This window comes from Streptacidiphilus pinicola (assembly GCF_003258295.1).
Classification (GTDB): Bacteria; Actinomycetota; Actinomycetes; order Streptomycetales; family Streptomycetaceae; genus Streptacidiphilus; species Streptacidiphilus pinicola.
The window spans coordinates 34,557-57,256 of sequence record NZ_QKYN01000023.1; the positions used below are offsets into that span (position 1 = coordinate 34,557).

At 72.0% G+C, this 22,700-nt stretch carries 21 protein-coding genes and 1 pseudogene; 18 read left to right on the forward strand and 4 right to left on the reverse strand.

The genetic code is table 11. From position 1 onward, the window contains the following. Genes DN069_RS05570 through DN069_RS05590 form a run of 5 tightly spaced genes read left to right on the forward strand, consistent with a single transcriptional unit; the run spans nt 1 to nt 5,270 of the window. Complete coding sequence (locus tag DN069_RS05570; protein WP_133259829.1) at nt 1–1,653, forward strand: ABC transporter substrate-binding protein; 1,653 nt, start codon at nt 1–3, stop codon at nt 1,651–1,653. After that, nucleotides 1,653–2,600 carry an ABC transporter permease gene (locus DN069_RS05575; RefSeq protein WP_111499704.1) on the forward strand — a complete coding sequence of 316 codons (948 nt, stop codon included), beginning with the start codon at nt 1,653–1,655 and terminating at the stop codon, nt 2,598–2,600. The genes DN069_RS05570 and DN069_RS05575 overlap by 1 nt, the downstream gene beginning before the upstream one ends. Beyond that, a complete protein-coding gene (locus DN069_RS05580) occupies nt 2,597–3,514 on the forward strand; it encodes an ABC transporter permease (RefSeq protein ID WP_243638932.1) in 918 nt (305 codons plus the stop codon). The genes DN069_RS05575 and DN069_RS05580 overlap by 4 nt, the downstream gene beginning before the upstream one ends. Next, nucleotides 3,511–4,506: an ABC transporter ATP-binding protein gene (locus DN069_RS05585; protein ID WP_111499705.1), complete on the forward strand. Its 996-nt coding sequence runs from the start codon at nt 3,511–3,513 to the stop codon at nt 4,504–4,506. The genes DN069_RS05580 and DN069_RS05585 overlap by 4 nt, the downstream gene beginning before the upstream one ends. Continuing rightward, entirely contained in the window at nt 4,503–5,270 is a 768-nt protein-coding gene (locus DN069_RS05590; RefSeq protein ID WP_111499706.1) for an ABC transporter ATP-binding protein, read from the forward strand. Before DN069_RS05585 ends, DN069_RS05590 begins: the two co-directional genes overlap by 4 nt. Before the next feature lie 54 nt (nt 5,271–5,324). Here the strand turns inward: DN069_RS05590 and DN069_RS05595 are convergent, their stop codons facing one another. Then, nucleotides 5,325–6,758 (reverse strand): glycoside hydrolase family 5 protein, encoded by a 1,434-nt coding sequence (locus DN069_RS05595; protein ID WP_243638933.1) that lies wholly within the window; start codon nt 6,756–6,758, stop codon nt 5,325–5,327. Nucleotides 6,759–6,882: 124 nt separating this feature from the next. On the opposite strand from DN069_RS05595, the gene DN069_RS05600 reads away from it, so the two are divergent. From DN069_RS05600 to DN069_RS05610, 3 genes are all read left to right on the forward strand, one after another. Beyond that, complete coding sequence (locus DN069_RS05600; RefSeq protein WP_111499708.1) at nt 6,883–8,103, forward strand: DNA glycosylase AlkZ-like family protein; 1,221 nt, start codon at nt 6,883–6,885, stop codon at nt 8,101–8,103. Between the two features lie 85 nt (nt 8,104–8,188). Further along, nucleotides 8,189–9,100, forward strand: a complete 912-nt coding sequence (locus tag DN069_RS05605; RefSeq protein ID WP_133259830.1) for a hypothetical protein — start codon at nt 8,189–8,191, stop codon at nt 9,098–9,100. 111 nt (nt 9,101–9,211) lie between these two features. Beyond that, complete coding sequence (locus DN069_RS05610) at nt 9,212–9,496, forward strand: hypothetical protein (RefSeq protein ID WP_111499710.1); 285 nt, start codon at nt 9,212–9,214, stop codon at nt 9,494–9,496. Between the two features lie 40 nt (nt 9,497–9,536). Here the strand turns inward: DN069_RS05610 and DN069_RS05615 are convergent, their stop codons facing one another. Next, on the reverse strand, nt 9,537–9,974 hold the full coding sequence (locus DN069_RS05615) for a nuclear transport factor 2 family protein (protein WP_111499711.1): 438 nt from the start codon (nt 9,972–9,974) through the stop codon (nt 9,537–9,539). A gap of 150 nt (nt 9,975–10,124) precedes the next feature. Here DN069_RS05615 and DN069_RS05620 point away from each other — a divergent pair, with 150 nt between their 5' ends. Further along, entirely contained in the window at nt 10,125–10,622 is a 498-nt protein-coding gene (locus DN069_RS05620) for a hypothetical protein (protein WP_111499712.1), read from the forward strand. Between the two features lie 26 nt (nt 10,623–10,648). Here DN069_RS05620 and DN069_RS05625 read toward each other — a convergent pair whose 3' ends face one another. Then, nucleotides 10,649–11,308 carry a pyridoxine/pyridoxamine 5'-phosphate oxidase gene (locus tag DN069_RS05625; RefSeq protein ID WP_111499713.1) on the reverse strand — a complete coding sequence of 220 codons (660 nt, stop codon included), beginning with the start codon at nt 11,306–11,308 and terminating at the stop codon, nt 10,649–10,651. Beyond that, nucleotides 11,305–11,850: a TetR/AcrR family transcriptional regulator gene (locus DN069_RS05630; RefSeq protein ID WP_424556256.1), complete on the reverse strand. Its 546-nt coding sequence runs from the start codon at nt 11,848–11,850 to the stop codon at nt 11,305–11,307. The genes DN069_RS05625 and DN069_RS05630 overlap by 4 nt, the downstream gene beginning before the upstream one ends. 291 nt (nt 11,851–12,141) lie before the next feature. Between DN069_RS05630 and DN069_RS05635 the strand changes: the two genes are divergently transcribed. The 9 genes and pseudogenes from DN069_RS05635 (at nt 12,142) to ispG (ending at nt 22,663) form a co-directional block, all read left to right on the forward strand. Continuing rightward, nucleotides 12,142–13,056, forward strand: a complete 915-nt coding sequence (locus DN069_RS05635; RefSeq protein WP_424556257.1) for an ABC transporter permease — start codon at nt 12,142–12,144, stop codon at nt 13,054–13,056. A 10-nt stretch (nt 13,057–13,066) separates the two neighbouring features. Next, the gene (locus tag DN069_RS05640) at nt 13,067–13,873 is read left to right on the forward strand and encodes an ABC transporter ATP-binding protein (RefSeq protein WP_111499741.1); all 807 of its coding nucleotides are present in this window, start codon (nt 13,067–13,069) and stop codon (nt 13,871–13,873) included. Nucleotides 13,874–14,110: 237 nt separating this feature from the next. Beyond that, nucleotides 14,111–15,139: a squalene synthase HpnC gene (gene hpnC / locus DN069_RS05645; protein ID WP_424556258.1), complete on the forward strand. Its 1,029-nt coding sequence runs from the start codon at nt 14,111–14,113 to the stop codon at nt 15,137–15,139. After that, nucleotides 15,136–16,086 carry a presqualene diphosphate synthase HpnD gene (hpnD, locus tag DN069_RS05650; protein WP_207892055.1) on the forward strand — a complete coding sequence of 317 codons (951 nt, stop codon included), beginning with the start codon at nt 15,136–15,138 and terminating at the stop codon, nt 16,084–16,086. Before hpnC ends, hpnD begins: the two co-directional genes overlap by 4 nt. A 100-nt stretch (nt 16,087–16,186) precedes the next feature. Continuing rightward, nucleotides 16,187–17,541, forward strand: a pseudogene (gene hpnE / locus DN069_RS05655) (hydroxysqualene dehydroxylase HpnE). A gap of 71 nt (nt 17,542–17,612) precedes the next feature. Continuing rightward, nucleotides 17,613–18,689 carry a polyprenyl synthetase family protein gene (locus tag DN069_RS05660; RefSeq protein WP_243638935.1) on the forward strand — a complete coding sequence of 359 codons (1,077 nt, stop codon included), beginning with the start codon at nt 17,613–17,615 and terminating at the stop codon, nt 18,687–18,689. A 4-nt stretch (nt 18,690–18,693) separates the two neighbouring features. Then, the gene (shc, locus tag DN069_RS05665) at nt 18,694–20,769 is read left to right on the forward strand and encodes a squalene--hopene cyclase (RefSeq protein ID WP_111499718.1); all 2,076 of its coding nucleotides are present in this window, start codon (nt 18,694–18,696) and stop codon (nt 20,767–20,769) included. A 159-nt stretch (nt 20,770–20,928) separates the two neighbouring features. Then, nucleotides 20,929–21,489, forward strand: a complete 561-nt coding sequence (locus DN069_RS05670; RefSeq protein ID WP_279387874.1) for a phosphorylase family protein — start codon at nt 20,929–20,931, stop codon at nt 21,487–21,489. Nucleotides 21,490–21,502: 13 nt separating this feature from the next. After that, nucleotides 21,503–22,663: a flavodoxin-dependent (E)-4-hydroxy-3-methylbut-2-enyl-diphosphate synthase gene (gene ispG, locus DN069_RS05675; protein WP_111499719.1), complete on the forward strand. Its 1,161-nt coding sequence runs from the start codon at nt 21,503–21,505 to the stop codon at nt 22,661–22,663. Nucleotides 22,664–22,700: the final 37 nt, after the last annotated feature.

Genomic DNA, 22,700 nt, shown 5'->3' on the forward strand with positions numbered 1-22,700 from the left:
GTGAGAAACCGTATGCTCCGCGCCGCGCTCGTCGGGACGTCCGTCGCGCTGCTCGCCACCGCCTGCGGCTCCGGCGGCGCGGCCAGGACCCCCGACGCCAAGAGCAACTTCTCCACCGCCCAGGTGACCACCGCGCCCGGCACCAAGCCGCTCAGCGACCTGACCTGGTCCGGCGACTACCGCGCGCCCTACTCCGAGGACCCGGTCAAGACCGCCGACTACCCCGAGGAGACCATCCTCGGCAACGTCTGCGAGCCGCTGATCCGCGTCGCCGCCGACTACAGCCTGCACCCGGGCATCGCCGCCTCCTGGAAGCAGCCGGACCCCACCCACGTCGTCGTGGAGCTCGACCCGCGCGCCACCTTCGCCGACGGCAAGCCCGTCACCACGGACGACGTGGTCTACAGCGTGACGCGCAATCTGGACCCGAACGTGGCCAGCAACTACGCGGACTCCTACAACGACCTGGGCGGGGTCAAGGCCACCGGGCCGCACGAGGTGACCTTCACGCTCACCAAGCCCGACTACATCTTCGACCGCCAACTCGGCATCCTCGGCGCGGCGGTCGTGGAGAAGGCGTTCGCCGTCAAGGCGGGGCAGAACTTCGGCAACGCGAACGTCGGCGTGATGTGCACCGGGCCCTACACGATCGCCTCCTTCGACGGCACCAACCAGATGGTGCTGAAGAAGAACGCGCACTACTGGGACCCGAGCCACGCGGGCAAGGCCGACACCGTCACCTTCAAGTTCCTCGCCGACCCCTCCGCGCTCGCCAACGCGCTCTCCTCCGGGGCGCTGCAGGGCGCGTTCAACCTCAACGCCTCGGTCATCCCGCAGCTCGGCAAGAGCGCCGCGGGCAAGCTCTACATCGGCGGCGCGGGCTCGACCACGCAGAACATCGACCTGGTCGTCTCCACCTTCACCGGCGGCCTGGGCGACGCCCGCACCCGGCAGGCGCTCAGCATGGCGCTGGACCGGGTCGGCATCGCCAAGACGCTGGCCGGCGGCGCGGCCGACCCGCTCTACGCCGTCGCCGGCCCCGGCTTCTGGCAGGGCGGCCCGGCCGCGGCCACCTTTCAGGCGGCCTACGCCCAACTCGCCGCCAAGGGCGTGGACATCGCCGGAGCCACCAAGCTCGTGCAGGCGGCCGGCGCGACCGGCAAGCAGGTCAGCATCGCCTATCCGGCCGGCAACCCGTCGCAGTCGCAGCTGGCCGCCGTCATCCAGCAGACCGGCCAGCAGATCGGCCTGAAGATGAAGATCGTCGGCCTGCCGGACCAGCAGTACGGCAACCTCTTCACCGACCCCAAGGCCCGCTCCGCCTACGACGGCTTCCTGACCATCAACTACATGGAGTTCCCCGAAGCGGCCACCATGTACGAGAGTTACGGCACCAAGAGCGGCGTGCAGAACTTCAACGGCTACGCCAACCCCGAGGTCCAGGCCGACCTCGACGCCGCACAGGCCACCAACGACCCGCAGGCCCGCGCCCAGGCGGTGCTCAAGGCCCAGGCGATCCTCGACAAGGACCTGCCCTGGATCCCGATCATCGAGCCGCGCGCGCTGCTCTTCCAGAGCAAGGACGTCACCGGCGCGCCGCTGACCTTCTCCTACATGGACAACGCCTGGGTCACCGCCGTGGGGGCTCCCTGATGACCCGGCTGCTGCTGCACCGCCTCGGCGGGCTGCTGACCACGCTCTTCCTCTCCAGTGTGGTGATCTTCGGCAGTCTCTACCTCGCCCCGGGCAGCCCGGAGAACGTCATCTTCGGCTCCCGCACGCCCTCGGCCGCCGCCCGCGCGGCCGTGCGCCACCGCCTGCACCTGGACCAGCCGCTGCCCGTGCGCTACTGGGACTGGCTGACCGGCGTGCTCCACGGCGACCTGGGCACCTCGATGGTCACCGGCCAGCCCGTCGCCGACCGCGTCGGCTCCGGGCTCGGCACCACGCTGCTGCTGGTGCTGATGACGATGGTGCTGGTGGTCCTGATCGGGCTGGCGATGGGCCTGACCGCCGCGCTGCTGCCCGGCCGGGTGGACGGCGCGGTCAACGCCGCCACCTCCGTCTCGGTCACCGTGCCCTCGTTCGTCGCCTCCGCGCTGCTGATCTCCCTCTTCGCCGTCAAGCTGGGCTGGTTCCCGGCCTCCGGTCTCGGGCAGGGCTTCGGCGGCAAGGTGGACGGGCTGGTGCTGCCGGCCGTCGCGCTCGCGATCCTCTCCTGCGGCTTCCTGGCCCGGGTGACCCGCAACGCGGTGCGCGACCAGCTGGAGCGCGAACACGTGCAGACCGCGCTCGTGCGCGGCCTGCCCCGGCGCACCGTGCTGCGCAGCCATGTGCTGCGCAACGCGCTGCCGCCCATCGTGACGGCGGTCGGTCTGCTGACCGCGGGGACCTTCGCCTCGACGCTGGTCGTCGAGTCCGCCTTCGCCGTCCCCGGGATCGGGCAGCTGACCATCCAGTCGGTCGCGCAGAAGGACTTCCCCGTCGTCCAGGCCGTGGCCCTTCTGCTGGTGGCCGCATTCGTCGTCTGCAACGCCGCCAGCGATCTGATCCAGGCCGTGGTGGACCCACGGCTGCGCGAGGCCGGGAGCACGTCGTGAACCGCACCAAGAAGTTGTGGCAGCGCGCGAACACCACGCTGGGACGCTCCGGCATGCTGGCGGGCGGCTTCCTGCTCGTCGTGCTGCTCGCGGCGGTCCTGGCGCCGCTGGTCGCGCCCGCCGACCCCAACCAGTCCAGCCTTCTGGACTCCTACGCCGGCCCGTCGGGCGCGCATCTGCTCGGCGCCGACGGCATCGGCCGGGACCTGCTCTCCCGGCTGATCTTCGGCGCCCGGACCTCGCTGCTCGGCCCGGCGCTCGTCGTCGGCGTCTCGCTGCTGTTGGGCATCCCGCTGGCGCTGCTGGCCAGCTGGTACGGCGGCTGGGTGGACGGCGTGATCGCCAGGGTCTTCGACCTGGTCTACGCACTGCCGGGGCTGCTGCTCGCGGTGCTGACCGTGGCGCTGTTCGGCCCCGGTCTCACCCCGGCCGTCGTCGCCCTCTCGATCGCCTACATCCCTTTCCTGGCGCGGATCGTACGGGCGGCGGCGCGGCAGCAGCGGGTCAGCCCGTACGTGGACGCGCTCGCCGTGCAGGGTTTCGGGGTGCTCCGGATCACGGTCCGTCACATCCTGCGCAACATCGTGCCGGTGGTCGTCGGGCAGGCCGCGATCGCCTTCGGCTATGCGCTGCTGGACCTCGCCTCGCTCTCCTATCTGGGCCTCGCCGTCCAGGCGCCGACGCCCGACTGGGGCGTCATGGTCAGCGACAGCGACGCGCTGCTGAAGGGCTACTGGCTCCAGGTGCTGGCGCCGGGCGTGCTGATCGTGCTGACGGTGCTGGCCCTGACCGTGGTGGGCGCGCGGATCAGCGGAGAGAAGCCGCCGGGCTATCTGCGCCGCCGGCGCCCCGCCGGAGCCGCTCTGAAGGACCGCGCCGAGAACGACCGCACCCCCGTGGGAGCCGCCGCATGACCGCACCCCTGCTCGAACTGGCGGGCCTCACCGTCGACATCACCACCGAGGACGGCGGGACCCGCACGCTGCTGGACGGGATCGACCTGTCGCTGGCTCCGGGCGAGGCGCTGGGTCTGGTGGGTGAGTCCGGCTCGGGCAAGTCGATGACGATGCGGGCCGTCACCCGGTTGTTGCCGCGCGGTGCGGCGGTGTCGGGGGCGGTCCGGTACGACGGCGCCGAGGTGTTGGCGATGGACGCGGGCGCGCTGCGGCGCTACCGCGACCGCGAGGTCGGGCTGGTGTTCCAGGACCCGCGCGCCCACGTCAACCCGACCCGTCGGATCGGCGCCTTTCTCATCGAGGCGTTGGTGCGCAACCGGGGAGTGGGCAAGCGGGAGGCGTTGGCGCGGGCGGCGGCGGTGCTGGCCGAGGTCGGCATCGACGACCCGCAGCGGCGACTGCGGCAGTACCCGCACGAGGTCTCCGGCGGCATGCTGCAACGGGTGATGATCGCGTCGGTGCTGCTGGCCGAGCCCCGGCTGATCCTCGCCGACGAGCCGACGACGGCGCTGGACGTCACCATCCAGCGCGAGGTGGTCGGGATTCTCGACCGGTTGCGGCGGGAGCGGGGGATGGGGATGGTCTTCATCACCCACGACCTCGACCTCGCGTTGGCGGTGTGCGGTCGCGTGGCGGTGATGTACGCCGGACGCATCGTCGAGCTGCGCTCGGCGGACACCCTGCATGAGCGCGCCGCGCACCCGTACACCTTGGGGCTGTTGGGGTCGCGTCCGTCCATCGACGAGCGGGCGCAGCGGCTCACGGCCATCCCCGGCCGTCCGGTCTCGGCGTTCGAGTCCGGCCCCGGCTGCGCGTTCGCGCCGCGCTGCGGGTTCGCGACGGCGCAGTGCGAGACGACCCCGCCGGCCCTGGCGGAGTTCGACGACGGTCTGGTGCGCTGCTCCCGCGTCGAGGAGATCCACGCGGCACGAACGGAGGCGACGGCATGAACGCGGGGAACGCGGTCGAGGTACGCGGGCTGAGCAAGCACTTCAAGGCCCACCACGCGGTCGTGGACGTCGACTTCGACGTCCCGGCGGGCGGCTCGCTGGGGATCGTGGGGGAGTCGGGCTCGGGCAAGACGACCGTCGCCCGGATGCTGGTCGGGCTGGAACGCCCCACGAGCGGCACCATCGCCGTCATGGGCCGCGACCGCAGTGCGCCCGCGCGCGGCGCGAGGGAACGCGGCCGCCGGGCCCGGGAGTTGCAGATCGTCTTCCAGGACCCCTACACCTCCCTCGACCCCAGCCAGTCCGCCCGCGCGGCCGTCGAGGAAGTGCTGCGGCACCACGGCCGCGACCTCTCCCTCACACAGCAGCTGGTCGACCAGGTCGGCCTGACCGAACGCCAGGCCTCGGCCCGGCCACGCGACCTGTCCGGCGGCCAGCGCCAACGCGTCGCCATCGCCCGCGCGCTGGCGGCCTCACCCAAGGTCCTGATCCTGGACGAGGCCGTCTCCGCCCTGGACGTCTCCATCCAGGCCCAAGTCCTCAACCTCCTCGCGGACATCCGCACCGAAACCGGCATCGCCTACCTGCTCATCTCCCACGACCTCGCCGTGGTCCGGCAACTGTGCGACACCGTGCTCGTGCTCAGACGCGGCCGCGTCGTCGAACAGGGCGACTGCGCGACGGTCCTCGACGCCCCCGCCCAGGAGTACACCCGCGCCCTGCGAGAGGCCGTCCCCGTCCCGGGCTGGAGGGTGAGCGCGTAGCGCTCGAGGGGCGCGAGGAGCCGCAGATCGGTACAGCCTCGCGCCCCCAGAGGGTCATCCCACCGCTGTCACAGTGACCGTCACGAGCGAGCCCTGCGGAGCACTGATGTCCGCCGTCCCGTACCAGCCGTCGCGCGGTTGGCGCAGGTCGATGCGGGCGTGCGGCGCGCCCGTCACCGCCACGGACGCGCCGGAGGCGTACACGCTCGGTGGGAGGACGATCCGGGTGGGCAGGCCGCCGTGAGCCCGGTAGCGGAGCGTGTAGGTGCGGGTCGCCGGGTGGTAGGACTCGGCGACGGGGGAGCCGGCCAACTCGCGTGCGTAGGGGGCGAAGACGGGCGCGTCGCCCGGGTGGGGCGTCCCGTCCGGGCCGAGGGGCGTGTAGCCCCCGACGCCCTTGCCCCAGTACCACATGGTCCAGCCTGCGGCGAACTGCCGCATCGCGTCGACCTGCTGGGACACCAGCTGGGTGTTGCCCGGCAGGTCCGCGTTCGGCGGGCCCCACTCGCCCACCAGGACGGGCATCTTGTGAGCGGCGGGGTAGGCGGTGATCGCGGCGAGGTAGTTCTGGATGAAGCCGTCCGCCGGGTTCCAGTCCTGGCCGTTCTCGACGTTCGTGTCGTAGAAGTGCGGCGCGTAGCCGATCCGGGCCTCGCCGTGCCGGGGGTCGGCGAAGCCGGGCAGCTGGGTCGGCACGCCCTCGCCGACCAGCACCGTCGGTTCGACGAAGAGCCAGGAGGAGGTGTCGACGGCGCGCACCACGCCGATCAGGCGCCGGTACATCGCCTCCAGCCGCCCCTGCTCCAGCGCGGCGGACGCGGCGATCTGGGCGGCGGGGTCGGTCGGGTCGCCCGCGATGGGCCCGGAGGGCTCGTTGAACAGGTCGTAGCCCAGCAGCGAGCGGTGGCCCCGCAGTTCGCGCGCCACGTGGGCGTAGAAGTCGGCCTGGTCGCGGCGCAGGTCCGGGTCGTCGTAGAGGTGCTGGAAGGCGCGCTGGACGGCGGGCTGGAAGTAGCCGGCGAACCAGTCGTTCGGATCGGCGACGAACGGCAGTCCGTCGTCGCGGGTGGCCCAAGCGGGCGCGCCGTCGGGGCTGCCGCCGTCGTACTTGGGACCGAAGACGTCCTGGTGGAAGTCGACGACCACGCGAAGACCGGAACGGTCGGCGGCGTCCAGCAGTTGCCGCAGCTTGCGGAACTCGGCCTCGTCGTAGTGGCCGCGCCTCGGTTCGAGGCGGGCCCAGGTGATGTCGAGGCGGATCAGGTCGAAGCCCGCGGCGGCGATCGCGCGGAGGTCGGCGGGGGTGGTCTCGTCGTACTTGTCGACGTTGAAGCCGCGCAGCCCGAGCACGCGGCCGTGGCCGTCGGTGAACACGACCGGCGCGGCGGCCTGGCCGGACGGCGCGGCGGAAGCGGCCAGGGCAGGAGCGGTGGTGAGCGCGGCGGCGAGGGCGATGGCCGCCGCGACGAGGCGGGAGCGGGCGCGCAAGGGCACCTCCGGTGGGAGAGGTCGGCTGGCCGCCGATCATGCTCCGGACCGCTCGCGTGCGCAAGACTAATGCGAGCAATACTCATGTTTATTCTGCCCCTGGCCGTGGGCCGATACTCATCCCATGAGCCCCGACACCGGCCCCGTCGCCGCCGACCTCGATCCCGCCCGTCTCCGCGCCTGGTGGGCGCACCGGCAGGGGCTCGACGGCTCGCTGCGCGGCGCGAGCGCGGCCGAGACGCTGGCCCGGACCGGCTGGGCCCGGTCCGTCGGCGGCGCGGCGCCGTACCTGGGGCTGTTCGCCCGCGCCGGACTCGGGCGCGAGGCCGTGGACGCGGCCGTCGCGGAGGTGGAGATCCACGAGCTGCCCTCCGCCCGCGGCTGCACCTATGTACTGCCCGCCGCGGACTTCGCGCTCGGCCTCGCCGTCGGGGCCGGCGCGCCCGCCGGGGAGCTGGCCGCCGCGCGCAAGCACCTCGCTGTGACGGACGCCGAGATCGAGACGCTCAACGCCGCGGTGCTCACCGCCCTGGACGCAGCCTCCGGCCCGCTCGACCCGGCCGCGATCAAGGACGCGGTCGGCGACGCCGTCCGCAGCCTGGGCGAGCCGGGCCGCAAGCGGGGCGTGTCCACGACGCTCCCCCTCTCCCTCGGACTGCTGCAGGCGAACGGTGAGATCCGCCGGGTGCCTGGCAACGGCCGCCTCGACCAGCAGCGCTACGGCTACGTCCGTTGGACGCCGCCCGAGGCCGCCTTCGCGGACGCGGACGTGGAGCTGGCCCGCCGTTACTTCGCCTGGGCGGCGCCCGCCTCGCTCGCCCACTTCCGCTGGTTCTCCGGCTTCACCGCCGCCCGCGCCAAGGCCGCGCTGGCCCCGCTCGGCCTGCTGACCGTCGCCGGGACGGCCCTGCTGCTGCCGCCCGAGCTCGCCGACGCCTTCACTGCCTACCGCCGCTCCGACGAGCCCTGCTATGCGCTGCTCGCCGGGATCGACGGTCTGCATCTGCTCCACCGCGACCTGCCGCGCCTGGTCGACCCGGCCGACGCGGAGCGGCCGGTGCCGGGCGCCAAGGCGGGCCGCGTCTTCGGCAGTGACGCCGACCCGCAGTGCCACGTGATCGTCGACCGCGGCCGGATCGTCGGCTTCTGGGAGTTCGACCCGGAGGCGGGGGAGCTGCTGAGTGCCCTCTTCGTCTCCCGGGACGCCGCGCTCAAGGACGCGCTCGCGCGCACCGAGGCGTTCGTCCGGGACGAGCTCGGGGACGCGCGCGGCTTCAGTCTGGACTCGCCCAAGAGCCGCGCCCCGAAGCTGGCGGAGCTGCGAGAGGCCGCGCAGCAGGGCTGACAGCCGGGGGTGGCGCGCCTATGCTGACGCCACGTCTTACAAGGGCCGTCCGTATGGAGACCGATTCGACGGGGGAGCGATGGCGATGTCGCACACGGAGCAGGCGATCGGCCGACCGCTCAGTCCGGCGGTCCGCTACGCGATGGTGGTGCCGCTGACGCTGGGCGCGGCCTACGCCGCGCTGCTGCTCACCCTCGCCTCCTCGTCGACCGACGTGGTCTTCGCCTGGACCATGTCCCCGGTCAGCGCGACCCTGATCGGTGCGGGCTATGCGGGCAGCTGCGCGATGCTCTGGCTCTGTGGCGCCCGCGCCAAGGCGTGGACCCACGCCCGCGTCACCGTGCTGAGCTCCTCGCTCTTCATGCTGCTGATGCTCGCCGCGCTGCTGCTGGACCACGGCACGCTGCACCTCAGGGGCGGTGAGGTCTTCGCCGTGCTGGCGGCCTTCGGCTGGTTCGGCGTGCACCTGGTCGCGCCGCTGATCGGCGCTGCGGGGCTCGGCGCGCAGCTGGTGGCGACCAAGGGCGGGGAGCCCGAGCGGCCCCCGGTGATGCCCTGGTGGATCGCGCTGCCGACCGCCTGCTCCGGCCTCTTCCTCGCCGTCGCGGGCCTGCTGCTCTTCGTCGCACCCGCCTGGCCCGCTCGGCACTGGCCGTGGACGGTCGGTCAGCTGGACGTCCGGGTGCTGGCGGCCTTCGCGCTGACCTTCGGGCTGGCCATGCTCGGCACCGTCCGCGAACGGGCGCTGCGCCGGGTGACCCACGGCATGGTGGCGATGGTGGTCGCCGGCCTGCTCGGCCTGGTCGGGCTGCTCCGGTACGCGGACCAGGTGCGCTGGGGGTCCGTCGGGGCGTGGGGTGTGGTGGCCGTGCTGATGCTCCTGCTCGGCATGGGGCTGGCCGGTCTGGGGCTGGCGGCGGCGCTCCCGGATGCACTACCACCGACCCCGCACGCCCCCTCCGCAACCCCGACCACCGGTGCGGGCAACCCCGCCTGAGTAGGTGTCAGTGTGCCGGGGTAGGCTTCGCAACCGGAGATACTTGCACACCGACCTCACGGGGCGGATAGGCTTCGCACCACGGCCCTGGTGCCTTGCAAGGGGTGGGACATGGAACAGATGCAACACGTGCGCAGTCGGCCGCGCATTCCGGCGGTCCAGTGCGGCACGGGTGCGGCGAGCCGCCGGCTCGACCGGCACCTCGCTGTGCTCGGCGCGCCCGCGCTGACGCAGGTGGAGGTCGCCGAGGCGGTCGGGCTGATAAGGGAGCTGACGCCGCGCGGCGTCGGCACGCCCTCGATGCCCTCCACTCGTCCGAACCGCTTCTCGCGCACGGTGCTGCTGGCGCCGCTGCGCAGGCTCAAGCGCTCGCTGTTCGGCAGCCGGGGTCGGTAGACCCCGCACGCCTCTCCAGGCAGGTCACGGATCCGGCGGGCTACTGGTCGGCCGTGGCCTGCTTCAGCACGACCTGATAGGCCTTCTCCTCGCCGCGTTCCGCCAGCCGCCACCCCGCCTCGGTGCGCACCAGCCGGTCCAGGTACCAGAGCCCGCACTGCAGCAGTCCGCCGTCGTCCGGCAGCGGCATCGGGTTGTGACACATCGTCCGCGCGGTCGCGCGGTCCCCGTCCAGCTCGATGATCATGTTCGCCACCAGGTGCTGGGTCGCCGGGAAGAGCGGCAGCACCTCCGCCAGGAAGGCGCAGACCTCCGGCACCGTCCCGCGCGGCCCGCCCATGGCGGAGTAGTCCACCACGGCGTCCTCGGTGAACACGTCCTTGAGCGCGGCCCAGTCGCGGCTGTCCACCGCGTGCGCGTACCGGGCGAAGAGTTCCTGGATCTCCAGACGGTCCGACATCTCCTGCAGCGTCAGCATGCGCGCCAGTGTGGGCGCGCGGACCGGAGAAGAGAAGGCCCGCGCTCACTGGAACGGCGCAGCGTGACGGGCGGTACACGAACGTCGCTCCTACGTTCGGAGGGTACGCCCGCGTCGGTCGCGGGTCCCCTCGGCGGAGAGGCGCCAGCCATGCTCACTTCCCGACGCCCGACGATGTTCCTGCTGTGCGCCCTGACGGCCGCAACGCTGGCCTCGACCGCGGCCTGCTCCAGCAGTACGAAGAACGCCGTCAGTGGTGTGGCCAGCAGTGCCGCGGCGGCGGGCAGGAGCGCGGCGCAGAGTGTCGCGGCGAGTGCGGGGGCCAGTGTCAAGGCCAAGGCGTCCAGCGCGGCCGCCAGCGCGATGGCCAGCATCTCGGCGAAGTCGTCCGCCGTGCAGAAGAACGTCACGCAGGGCGCCTACTGCGCTCCTGATGGTGCCTCCGGCGCGACGAAGGACGGTCTGGCGATGACCTGCAAGAAGGACTCCGCCGGCAAGGACCGCTGGACCACCGCGGTCAACCCGTCCGCGAGCGCCTCGGCCGGCCAGTTCTGCAGCAGCCCCGGCGCGACGGCGACGGGCGCGTCCGGCGTGAAGCTCGTCTGCAAGTCCGGCTCCGACGGCCGTAACCGCTGGGCGAAGCAGTAGTCGCAAACCTGGCCGCGACCGAGCATTCAGGGCCAGAGGCGCTCGCGGGTCCACGCCTCGCCCGCGTGGCGATAGCGCAGGCGGACGTGGCCGCGGTTCGGGACGCCCTGCCAGAACTCCACCGTGCGCGGCCGGACCGTGAAGAGCGCGTGCTGCGGGTCCACCGTGTCCGGTTCGGATTCCACCCGTGCCAGCGCGGCGTCCAGGGCGGGCGGGAAGGCGGCGGGGTCCGCCAGGACCTCGCTCTGGTGGCCGACCAGGTTCGCCGCGCGGGAGCCCGGCAGGCGGTCGAGGAAGTCGCGTGCCGCCGTCTCCGGGTCGGCGCGCAGCACGGAGCCGCGGACGCGGATCTGGCGGGCCTGTTCGCGCCAGTGGAACAGCAGCGCAGCCTGCGGCTGCGCGGCGAGCTGGCGGCCTTTGGGGCTGTCCGCGCGAGTGGCGAAGCTCCAGCCGGCCTCGGTCGCGTCGCGCAGGGCGACGACGCGCAGATCGGGGCAGCCGTCCGCGTCGACCGTGGCGACGGACACGGCGTGGGGTTCGCGCACGCCCGCTGCCAGGGCCTCGGTGAGCCAGTCGACGAACAGCGGGAACGGTTCCGCGGGCGCGGCGTCCGGATCGAACGCGGGCAGCTGCCCGGAGAGCATGGGCACTCCGAACAGCAACGCGCGCACGCTGCGCGTTCTCATGACGCTCCCAGCGCGGCGGTGATCGAGCGGGCGAGCCGCTCCAGGTAGTCCTTGGTGACGGGCTCGCGGGTGACCAGCAGGTGCCAGTAGAGCGGACCGGCGATCAGGTCCAGGGCGAGGTCAGGGTCGGTCGAGGCGGGCAGCTCGCCGCGGGCGACGGCGCGGCGTACCAGCGCCGCGCTGCTCTCGCGCTGGCTCTCGCGCAGCGCCAGCGCCAGCGTGCCGGCGATCTCGGGGTTGCGCGCGGCCTCGGCCAGCAGGTCGGGGACGATCTGCGCGGCCAGCGGGTGGCGCAGCAGGCGGTAGACCACCTGGATCATCAGCCGCAGGTCCTCGTGGAGCGAGCCGGTGTCCGGCAGCAGGATCCCGGAGCTGACGAGCTCGGAGACGACCTCGATCACCATCGGCAGCTTGGAGCGCCAGCGGCGGTAGACCGCCGTCTTGCCGACGCCCGCGCGTCGGGCCACGGCCTCGATCGACAGGCGGGCGTAGCCGGTCGTGGCGAGCTCCTCGAAGACCGCCGCGCGAATGGCTTCCGTCACATCGTCGCGCAGCAGCGCGGCCCCAGCGGGCGTGCGTTTGACCTCGGCCTGAGTCGCCGAGACCCCTGGTGTCCCCACCGGAGTTTCGGCAACGGCGGCCTGCCCCGACTGAGTTCCCATATGCTCCCCTGTCAGCACTGGTGGCGTGTGGCGGCTCCGACTGTCGGTTCCGACGATACGCCTGCGTCCCGACGCAACGCTTGCGTTTCGTCGGTCGCCCCCGTTAGCGTCCTACACAGGATGGGACGATACCGTTTCGTCCTGTCCAGTGGGACGAAGCTTGGGAGTAGCGTGTCCACGGTGTTTGAGCAGAGGGCGGCCGACGTGGCCGACCCCGACGCGGGCCTGAGCCCCGCGGAACTGGCCGCCAAATACGGCCTGACCATCAGCGGTCGCCGGCCCAGCCTGATCGAGTACAGCCGGCAGCTGTGGCAGCGGCGCTTCTTCATCGGCGCCTACGCCACCGCCAAGCTCATGGTCCAGTACTCCTCCTCGAAGCTGGGCCAGGTCTGGCAGGTCCTGACGCCGCTGCTCAACGCGGCCGTCTACTTCCTGATCTTCGACCTGCTGCTGCACATCAGCAAGGGCATCCCGGACTACATCCCGTACCTGTGTACGGGTGTGTTCGTCTTCAACTTCACCCAGGCCGCCGTGCTCTCCGGCACCCGCTCGATCTCGGACAACCTGGGCCTGATCCGCGCGCTGCACTTCCCGCGGGCGACCCTGCCGATCGCGTTCACCGTCAACCAGCTCCAGCAGCTGATCGTGTCGATGGGCGTGCTCGGCGTCATCGTCCTGGTCAGCGGTCTGCCGGTGACCATGAACTGGCTGCTGATCATCCCCATCCTGCTGCTCCAGGCGACCTTCAACGCGGGTCTGGCGATGTTCATGGCTCGCATCGGCGCCAAGACCAGCGACATGGCCCAGCTGATGCCGTTCATCATCCGCACCTGGATGTACCTGTCCGGTGTCTTCTGGGCGGTCAACAGCGTCGCCGACAAGCTTCCGCACTGGGCCGGCACGCTGATCGAGGCCAACCCCGCCCTGATCTACATCGAGCTCATGCGCTACGCGCTCATGGACTCGGTCCCCGCGAGCAGCCTGCCGCACCACGTGTGGATTATGGCCGTGGCCTGGGCTGTGATTGGCGGTCTGGGTGGTTATGTCTTCTTCTGGAAGGCAGAGGAGGAGTACGGCCGTGGATGACCAGGAGATGATGGACAGCGTGCTGGAGCCCGAGGGCCCGCCGCCTGCTCCCACCGAGAAGATCCCGACGGTGATCGTCGACAACATGCACATCGTGTACAAGGTCTACGGCGCCGGCGCGGGCAAGGGCAGTGCGACCTCCGCGCTGTCCCGGATCATCCGGCGCAAGTCCTCCCCGGCGCTGACCGAGGTGCACGCGGTCAAGGGCATCAGCTTCACCGCCTACAAAGGCGAGGCCGTCGGCCTGATCGGCTCCAACGGCAGCGGCAAGTCCACCACGCTCGCCGCCATCGCCGGTCTGCTCCCGCCGGCCCAGGGCGCCGTCTACACCAACGGTCAGCCCTCGCTGCTGGGCGTCAACGCGGCCCTGATGAACGACCTCACCGGCGAGCGCAACGTCGTGCTCGGCTGCCTGGCGATGGGCATGACCTACGCCGAGGTGCGCGAGAAGTACCAGGACATCGTCGACTTCTCCGGCATCAACGACAAGGGCGACTTCATCTCGCTGCCGATGCGCACCTACTCCTCCGGCATGGGCGCGCGGCTGCGCTTCTCCATCTCCGCGGCGCGCACCCACGACGTGCTGATGATCGACGAGGCGCTGTCCACCGGTGACGCGGCCTTCCGCAAGCGCAGCGAGGAGCGCATCCGCGAGCTGCGCAAGGAGGCCGGCACGGTCTTCCTGGTCTCGCACAGCAACTCGACGATCCGGGACACCTGCAACCGGACCATCTGGCTGGAGCACGGCCTGATCCGCGCCGACGGTCCCACCGAGGACGTCGTCAAGGAGTACGAGGACTGGAGCGCCAAGCGCTAGCAGGGGGCTGAGGCGGCGGGGTTTCACCCGCTTGCCGACACCGTACGCACACCCTCCATAACAATCCGACAGCCGCCGGGGCCACCCACCCCGGCGGCTGTCGGTGCGGGGACATAGGCTGCGGGCGTAGGGTACGTACAAGATCGTATGCGTGGCGGGTCGGACAGCCCGGCGCGCGAAGGCGTGTCCCCTGTGGGCAGCCTGTCAAGATCGGTGTAGAACGGGGGGGTGGTGGTCATGGCGGTGCGCGAACAGCAGTCAGGTGAACTGATGTCCGACGGGGGATCATCGGGCGCGGTTCTCGACAAGGCGGCGCGGGAGAACTTCCCCGTCGCCCCCTTCTTCCTGCCGCCGGCCATGCGCGAGGGGCTGATGGCCGTCTACGGCTTCGCCCGGCTCGTCGACGACGCGGGCGACGGCGATCTCCCGGATCCGCGCGGCACCGCCGAGTTGCTCGGCGTGCCCTTCGTGGACGCCGAGCCCGGCAGCGAGCCGGCCGGCAGTCATGCGGAGGGCACCTTCCGGCTCGCGCTGCTGGACGCCCTCGACGCCGACGTGGACGCCGCCTTCGAGGCGGTCCTCGGCACGGCGGGCGCTCGCGCACCGCGGCATCCGCTGATCGCCGCGCTGGTCCCGGTCATCGCGCGGCACGGCCTGACGGTCGAGCCGTTCCGTGGCCTGATCGAGGCCAACCGGGTGGACCAACGCGTCTCCCGCTACGAGACCTTCGACGACCTGCTGGCCTACTGCGAGCTGTCCGCCAACCCGGTGGGCCGGCTCGTGCTCCAGCTCGCGGGCCTGGCCACCGCCGAGCGGTTGGCCTGGTCCGACGCCATCTGCAGCGCCCTGCAGGTCGTCGAGCACCTCCAGGACGTCGCCGAGGACCGGGCGCGTGGGCGCATCTACCTCCCGGCCCAGGACATGAAGCGCTTCGGGGTCACCGAGGCCGATCTCGACGCCGCGCACGCGGGAACAACCCTGCGCGGCCTGGTGCTGTTCGAGTCTGAGCGCGCCCGCGCCCTGCTGAACGAGGGCGCGCCCCTGCTCACTTCGGTGGGCGGGCGGCTGCGGGTGCTGCTGACGGGTTTCTCGGCCGGCGGCCACGCGGCGCTCGGCGCCATCGCGTCGGCCCAGTACGACGTGCTGGCCGGCGCGCCCAAGGCCGGCAAGGGCCGCCTCGCCCGCGAGGCCGTCGTCGGGCTGGCGCTCGGCGGACGCCGCGGCCGGGGCACTGATCGGGGCAGTCGTTCGAAAGGCATGAGGTGAGTTCGCAGAGCTACGGATCCGGCACGGCCGCGGAGGCACCGTCACCCCAGGTGGCGGCCGCCTACCTGTACTGCGAGGCGGTGACGGGCAGTCAGGCCAAGAACTTCTCGTACGGCATCCGGCTGCTTCCCGCCCCCAAGCGCCGTGCCATGTCCGCGATCTACGCCCTGGCCCGGCGGATCGACGACATCGGCGACGGCACCTGGTCCGACGAGCGCAAGTTCGAGGAGCTCGGCCGCACCCGCGCGCTGCTCGACGAGATCCGTGAGGGCTCCGTCGAGCCGGAGGACACCGACCCGGTCAAGGTCGCGCTGGCGCACGCCTGCACGCTATTCCCGATCCCGCTCGACTGCTTCGACGAGCTGATCGACGGCATGGAGATGGACGTCCGCGGCGCGCAGTACGCCACCTTCGACGAACTGCGCCACTACTGCCGCTGCGTGGCCGGCACCATCGGCATGCTCTCGCTCTCCGTCTTCGGCTGCAGCGACCCGAAGCGCGGCGCCGAGTACGCCGACACCCTCGGCCTCGCGCTGCAGCTCACCAACATCCTGCGCGACGTCCGCGAGGACGCGGGCAACGGCCGGATCTACCTGCCCGCCGAGGACCTGGCCGCCTACGGCTGCAAGCCGGAGGGCTTCGGCCTGGCCGTGCCGCCGGCCGGCGAGGCTGCGTCTATCGCCTCGGCCTCCGGCGAAGACTTCCGCGGGCTGATCCTCTTCGAGGCCCGCCGCGCCCAGGGCTACTTCGACGAGGGCCTGCGCCTGCTGCCGATGCTGGACCGCCGCAGCCGCGCCTGCGTCGGCGCCATGGCCGGCATCTATCACCGGGTGCTGGAACGCATCGTCGCCGAGCCCGAGGCGGTGCTGCGCGGCCGGGTCTCGCTCCCCGGCTGGGAGAAGGCCTACGTAGCACTCTCCGGGTTGCTGGGAGGGCGTTCCTCTTGACGGACCGTCCGTTCGTGTCGAACCCGTTTGCCCGTCCCGTCCGGCGGGGAACCACTCGACGCCGTGCCGCGTGGCGGCCGGTGGGAGAGCGACAAGGGGGGTGGCTCCGGTGAGTGGAGCACGTCAGGGGAGGGCCCTGGTCATCGGCGGCGGGCTGGCCGGCATCACCACCGCGCTGCGCCTGGCCGACGCCGGGCTGGCGGTCTCGCCTTCTCGTTCCAGCGAGGCGCGTTGACGGTCGACAACGGCCAGCACGTCTTCCTGCGCTGCTGCACCGCCTACCGCGGCCTGCTGCAGCGCCTGGGCGTCCGCGACGAGGTCTACATCCAGCCGCGTCTGGACGTGCCCGTCCGCGACGTCAACACCGGTCGCGAGGGCAGCATCAGCCGCGACCCGCTGCCGGTGCCGCTGCACCTGGGCCGCGGGCTGCTGCGCTACCCGCACATGAGCCTGGCCGAGCGCGCCGCCACCGGCCGGGCCGCGCTCGCGCTCCAGCGGCTCGACCTCACGGACCCGGCCCTGGACCGCCGCTCCTTCGCCGACTGGCTGCACGAGCACGGCCAGTCCGCCCGCGCCGTCGAGGCGCTGTGGGACCTGGTCGGCGTCGCCACCCTCAACGCCACCGCCGAGGAGTCCTCGCTGGCGCTGGCGGCGATGGTCTTCAAGACCGGCCTGCTGACCGACCCCGGCGCCTCCGACATCGGCTTCGCCAAGGTCCCGCTCGGCCACATCCACGACGACATGGCCCGCGCCGCGCTGGACCGCGCCGGCGTGCGGGTCCTGCTGCGGGCGCGGGCCGTCGAGATCAAGCCGGTGGAGACCGAGCCGGGCGAGATCGCCAGGCACGAGGTCCAGTTGGAGGGCGAACGCCTCGACGGCGGCGTGGAGACGCTGCGCGACCTCGACGCCGTCGTGCTCGCCGTCCCCCAGGACGCCGCCCACGACCTGCTGCCGCCCGGCAGCCTGGACGAGCCGGAGTCGCTGCTGAAGATCGGCTACGCGCCGATCCTCAACGTGCACGTCGTCTACGACCGCCCGGTGCTCGACAAGCCGTTCCTGGCCGCGCTCGGCTCGCCGATCCAGTGGGTCTTCGACCGCACCCCGCACTCCGGGCTGCGCGGCCCCGGGCAGTACCTCGCGCTGTCCCAGTCCGCCGCCCAGACCGAGATCGACGAGCCGGTGGCGGTGCTGCGGCAGCGCTACCTCCCCGCCCTGGAACGACTGCTGCCGCGCGCCCGCGAGGCCGAGGTGACCGAGTTCTTCGTGACCCGCGAACGCACCGCCACGTTCGCGCCGACGCCCGGCAACGCCGCCCTGCGGCCCGGCCCGGCGACCCGCACGCCCGGCGTGCACCTGGCCGGTTCGTGGACCGCCACGGGCTGGCCCGCGACCATGGAGAGCGCCGTGCGCAGTGGGACCGCAGCGGCCCGGAACGTCCTGAGGGAGCTGCGATGACCGACATCAGAGAGCACGACGCACACGTTGCCGACACCAGAGACAGCCGAGCGAACGGAGAGGGTACGAGCGTGGTAGCGCGCCCCGAGCAGGCACCGACGGCCCCGGCGGACGACGTGCCCGCCCTGCTGGACCACGGCAGGACCTTGTGCACCCCCGTCCTGCGCGAGGCCGTCGCGAGGCTCGCCGCGCCCATGGACGCCGTCTCCGCCTACCACTTCGGCTGGACCGACGCCCAGGGCAACCCGACCAACGCCGACAGCGGCAAGGCCGTCCGCCCGGCCCTGGCGCTGCTCTCCGCCCGCGCGGCCGGCGCCCCGGCGTCCGTCGGCGTCCCCGGCGGCGTGGCCGTCGAGCTGGTGCACAACTTCTCGCTGCTCCACGACGACCTGATGGACCGTGACGAGACCCGCCGTCACCGCGCCACGGTCTGGACCGTCTTCGGCCCGGCCCAGGCGATCCTGGTCGGCGACGCCATGTTCGCGCTGGCCAACGAGATCCTGCTGGAGGCCCCCGGCCACGGCACCACCACGGCCGTCGACGCCGGGCGCGCCGTCCACCGGGTGACCGTCGCCACCCGTAAGCTGATCGACGGCCAGGCCCAGGACCTCTCCTTCGAGCACCGCGACCGCGTGGGCGTGGAGGAGTGCCTGGAGATGGAGGGCAACAAGACCGGCGCGCTGCTGGCGGTCTCGGCCTCCATCGGCGCCGTCCTGGCCGGCATGGACGACAAGGGAGCCGACGCGCTGGAGCGCTACGGCTACCACCTCGGGCTCGCCTTCCAGGCGGTCGACGACCTGCTCGGCATCTGGGGCGACACCGAGGTCACCGGCAAGCCCAACTTCGGCGACCTGCGGGCCCGCAAGAAGTCCCTGCCGGTCTGCGCCGCGCTGGCCGAGGACAACAAGGCCTCGCGCCGCCTCGCCGAGCTGCTGGCCGACCCGGAGGGGCGCGGCGACGAGGACGAGGAACAACTCGCGGTGCGCGCAGCGCTGATCGAGGAGGCGGGTGGCCGCGCCTGGACGGCGGAGGAGGCCCGCCGGCAGCACAAGACGGCACTGGCGGCCCTCGACGAGGTCGCCATGCCGTCGTCCGTGCGGGCGCAGTTCGCCGCGCTCGCGGAGTTCGTTGTTGTCAGGGAGAGGTGACGAGATGACAGCATCCCCGGACGGCCGGCTCGACCCACAGTACGAAGCAGAGCCGGCCGCGGAGGGCACCACCACGGAGTCGGAGACGACCCGCTTGGCGCGCGAGACGCTCGCCAAGGCCACCACCCACCTACTCGGCCTGCAGGACGAGACCGGATGGTGGAAGGGCAACCTGGAGACCAACGTCACCATGGATGCCGAGGACCTGCTGCTCCGTCAGTTCCTCGGGATCCGCACGGAGGAGCAGACGCGGGCGACGGCCGACTGGATCCGTTCGCAGCAGGGGGAGGACGGCACCTGGGCCACGTTCTACGGCGGCCCGTCGGAGCTGTCCACGACGGTCGAGGCGTATGTCGCACTGAAGCTCGCCGGTGACGACCCGGAGGCTCCGCACATGAAGCGGGCCTCACGCTGGATCCGCGAGCAGGGGGGAATCGCCGCCACCCGGGTCTTCACCCGGATCTGGCTGGCGCTGTTCGGCTGGTGGCCCTGGGAGCGGCTGCCGGAGCTGCCGCCGGAGGTCATCTTCCTGCCGCGCAACTTCCCGCTGAACATCTACTCCTTCGGCTGCTGGGCCCGGCAGACCATCGTCCCGCTGACGGTCGTCTCCGCGCACCGCCCGGTGCGGCCCGCGCCCTTCGCGCTGGACGAGCTGCACACCGACCCGGCCAACCCGTACCGGCCGCGGCCGAGCGCGCCCGCCTACACCTGGGACGGCTTCTTCCACCGGCTCGACAAGGCGCTGCACTACTACCACAAGATGCCGGTCAAGGCGCTGCGCCGGCTGGCGCTGCAGCAGGCCGCGCGGTGGATCGTGGAGCGGCAGGAGGCCGACGGCTGCTGGGGCGGCATCCAGCCGCCGGCGGTGTACTCGCTGATCGCGCTGCACCTGCTCGGTTACGACATGGACCACCCGGTCATGAAGGCCGGTCTCAACGCGTTCGACCGCTTCACCGTGCACACCGACGAGGGCCACCGCTGGATCGAGGCCTGCCAGTCGCCGGTCTGGGACACCTGTCTGGCGCTGACGGCGCTCGCCGACGCCGGCCTGCCGGCCGACCACGAGGCGCTCGTCCGGGCCACCGACTGGCTGCTCGGCGAGGAGGTGCTGCGGCGCGGCGACTGGGCCGTGCAGCGGCCCGGGCTGCCGGCCGGCGGCTGGGCGTTCGAGTTCGACAACGACAACTACCCGGACATCGACGACACGGCCGAGGTCGTGCTCGCGCTGCGCCGTGTCGCCCACCCCGAGCCGGGCAAGGTCGCGGGCGCGACGCGCCGCGGCATCGACTGGGTGCTGGGCATGCAGTCGAAGAACGGCGCCTGGGCGGCGTTCGACGTGGACAACACCTCGACGCTGCCGAACAAGCTGCCCTTCTGCGACTTCGGCGAGGTCGTCGACCCGCCGAGCGCGGACGTCACCGCGCACGTCGTGGAGATGCTCGCCGCCGACGGCAAGGCGGGCGACCCCCGCACCCGGCGCGGCATCGACTGGCTGCTCAAGGAGCAGGAGCAGGACGGCTCCTGGTTCGGGCGCTGGGGCACCAACTACGTCTACGGCGTGGGCTCGGTCGTCCCGGCGCTGGTCGCGGCCGGCCTGCCGACGGAGCACCGCTCCGTCCGGCGCGCGGTGGCGTGGCTGGAGGAGAAGCAGAACGCCGACGGCGGCTGGGGCGAGGACATGCGCTCCTACCAGGACAAGTCCTGGGCCGGACGGGGCACGTCGACGGCCTCGCAGACCGCGTGGGCGCTGATGGCGCTGCTGGCGGCGGGGGAGAGCGGCGAGGTCGTGGACCGCGGCGTGCGGTGGCTCGCGGAGACGCAGCTGCCGGAGGGCACGTGGGACGAGCCGGAGTTCACCGGGACGGGATTCCCTTGGGACTTCAGCATCAACTACAACCTCTACCGCCTGGTCTTCCCGGTGACGGCCCTGGGCCGCTACCTGCACGGCACCCCGCACCTGACGCCGAGCGAGCTCGACCTCGACGCGAGGGCGGTCCTCCCGCTCCCCACCGGCGGCGCGTCCGACGCCCCGGCGCCGAGGCGACTGCTGCCCTCCCTGGCCGGGCGGCGACTGAGGTGAGAAGTTGCACTATCCAGGGGCGCGAGGAACTGCGCGACAAGCCACCCGGTGTGGTGAGTCGCCGTGCTGAGCAGGGCCATCCGCACAGGGTGGTTACTCGCGCGGTTCCTCGCGCCCCTAGAGGTGGTCGCTGTGAGTAGTGATACCTCTGCGCCTCTCGTGGCGTGTGCGCTCGGGATCGAGGCGCTCGCGCTGCGGGAGGCGCGGCCCGTGAGGACCGGGATGGGGCCGGCGCGCGCGGAGCGCGCGATGCGGGAGACGCTCCGCGCGCGGGCGCACGCGCCGTCCGCGCTGGTCTTCGCGGGCCTCGGTGCGTCCGTCGTCACGGGAATCCGTCCGGGGGACGTCGTGATCGCCACCGAGGTGCGCGACGATCGAGGCGTGGTCGAAGCCGTGACCAGCACCTCGATCCAGGCGGCACTGAAGGAGACCGGACTGACCGTCCATCACGGCGTGCTCCACTCCAGCGACCACGTCGTGCGTGGTCCGGAGCGGGTTCGTCTGGCCGAGTCCGGGGTCACCTGTGTCGACATGGAGACAGCCGCCGTCTGCCGCGCCGCGCCGGGCGTGCCGGTGTTGTCGGTCCGCGTCGTCGTCGACACACCCGAGTACGAACTGGTCCGTCCGGCCACGCTCGTGCACGGCGTCCGGGCGCTGCGTGCGCTCAAGCAGGTCGGGACGGTGCTCGCGACCTGGCACCCGAACGTTTCTGTGGACTGAGGAGAGTCCTGCCATGACCGCTGTTTCGTTGGGTATGCCGTCGGTGCCGCTGGAGCCGTTGGCGCCGCGTCGTATGAGCCGTCGGATCATGGTGGGGAACGTGCCGGTCGGCGGCGGTGCGCCGATCTCGGTGCAGTCGATGACGACGACGGTGACGGCGGATGTGAACGCGACGCTGCAGCAGATCGCGCAGCTGACGGCGTCGGGTTGTCAGATCGTGCGGGTGGCGTGCCCGTCGCAGGACGACGCGGACGCGCTGGCGATCATCGCGAGGAAGTCGCAGATCCCGGTGATCGCGGACATCCACTTCCAGCCGAAGTACGTCTACGCCGCGATCGACGCGGGCTGTGCGGCGGTGCGGGTGAACCCGGGCAACATCCGGCAGTTCGACGACCAGGTCAAGGAGATCGCGAAGCGCGCCGGCGAGGCGGGCATCCCGATCCGGATCGGCGTGAACGCGGGCTCGCTGGACAGGCGCCTGCTGGAGAAGTACGGGCGGGCGACGCCGGAGGCGCTGGTGGAGTCGGCGCTGTGGGAGTGCTCGCTGTTCGAGGAGCACGGTTTCCGCGACATCAAGATCTCGGTCAAGCACAACGACCCGGTGGTGATGGTGGCGGCGTACCGCAAGCTCGCGGCCGCGTGTGACTACCCGCTGCATCTGGGCGTGACCGAGGCCGGTCCGGCGTTCCAGGGCACGATCAAGTCCGCGGTGGCGTTCGGTGCGCTGCTGGCGGAGGGCATCGGGGACACGATCCGGGTGTCGCTGTCGGCGCCGCCGGCGGAGGAGATCAAGGTCGGTACGCAGATCCTGGAGTCGCTGGGGCTGCGGCAGCGCGGCCTGGAGATCGTCTCGTGCCCGTCGTGCGGTCGCGCGCAGGTGGATGTGTACAAGCTCGCGGAGGAGGTCACCGCGGGGCTGGAGGGCATGGAGGTGCCGCTGCGCGTGGCGGTCATGGGGTGTGTGGTGAACGGCCCGGGTGAGGCGCGTGAGGCGGACCTGGGTGTGGCGTCGGGCAACGGCAAGGGCCAGATCTTCGTGAAGGGCGAGGTCATCAAGACCGTGCCGGAGTCGAAGATCGTGGAGACCCTGATCGAGGAGGCCCTCAAGCTCGCCGAGCAGATGCAGGACGCCGGTGTCCAGTCAGGCGCCCCGACCGTCGCGGTCGCAGACTAGTCCAACAGGCCCTGTCCGGAACGACGGAACGAAGGTG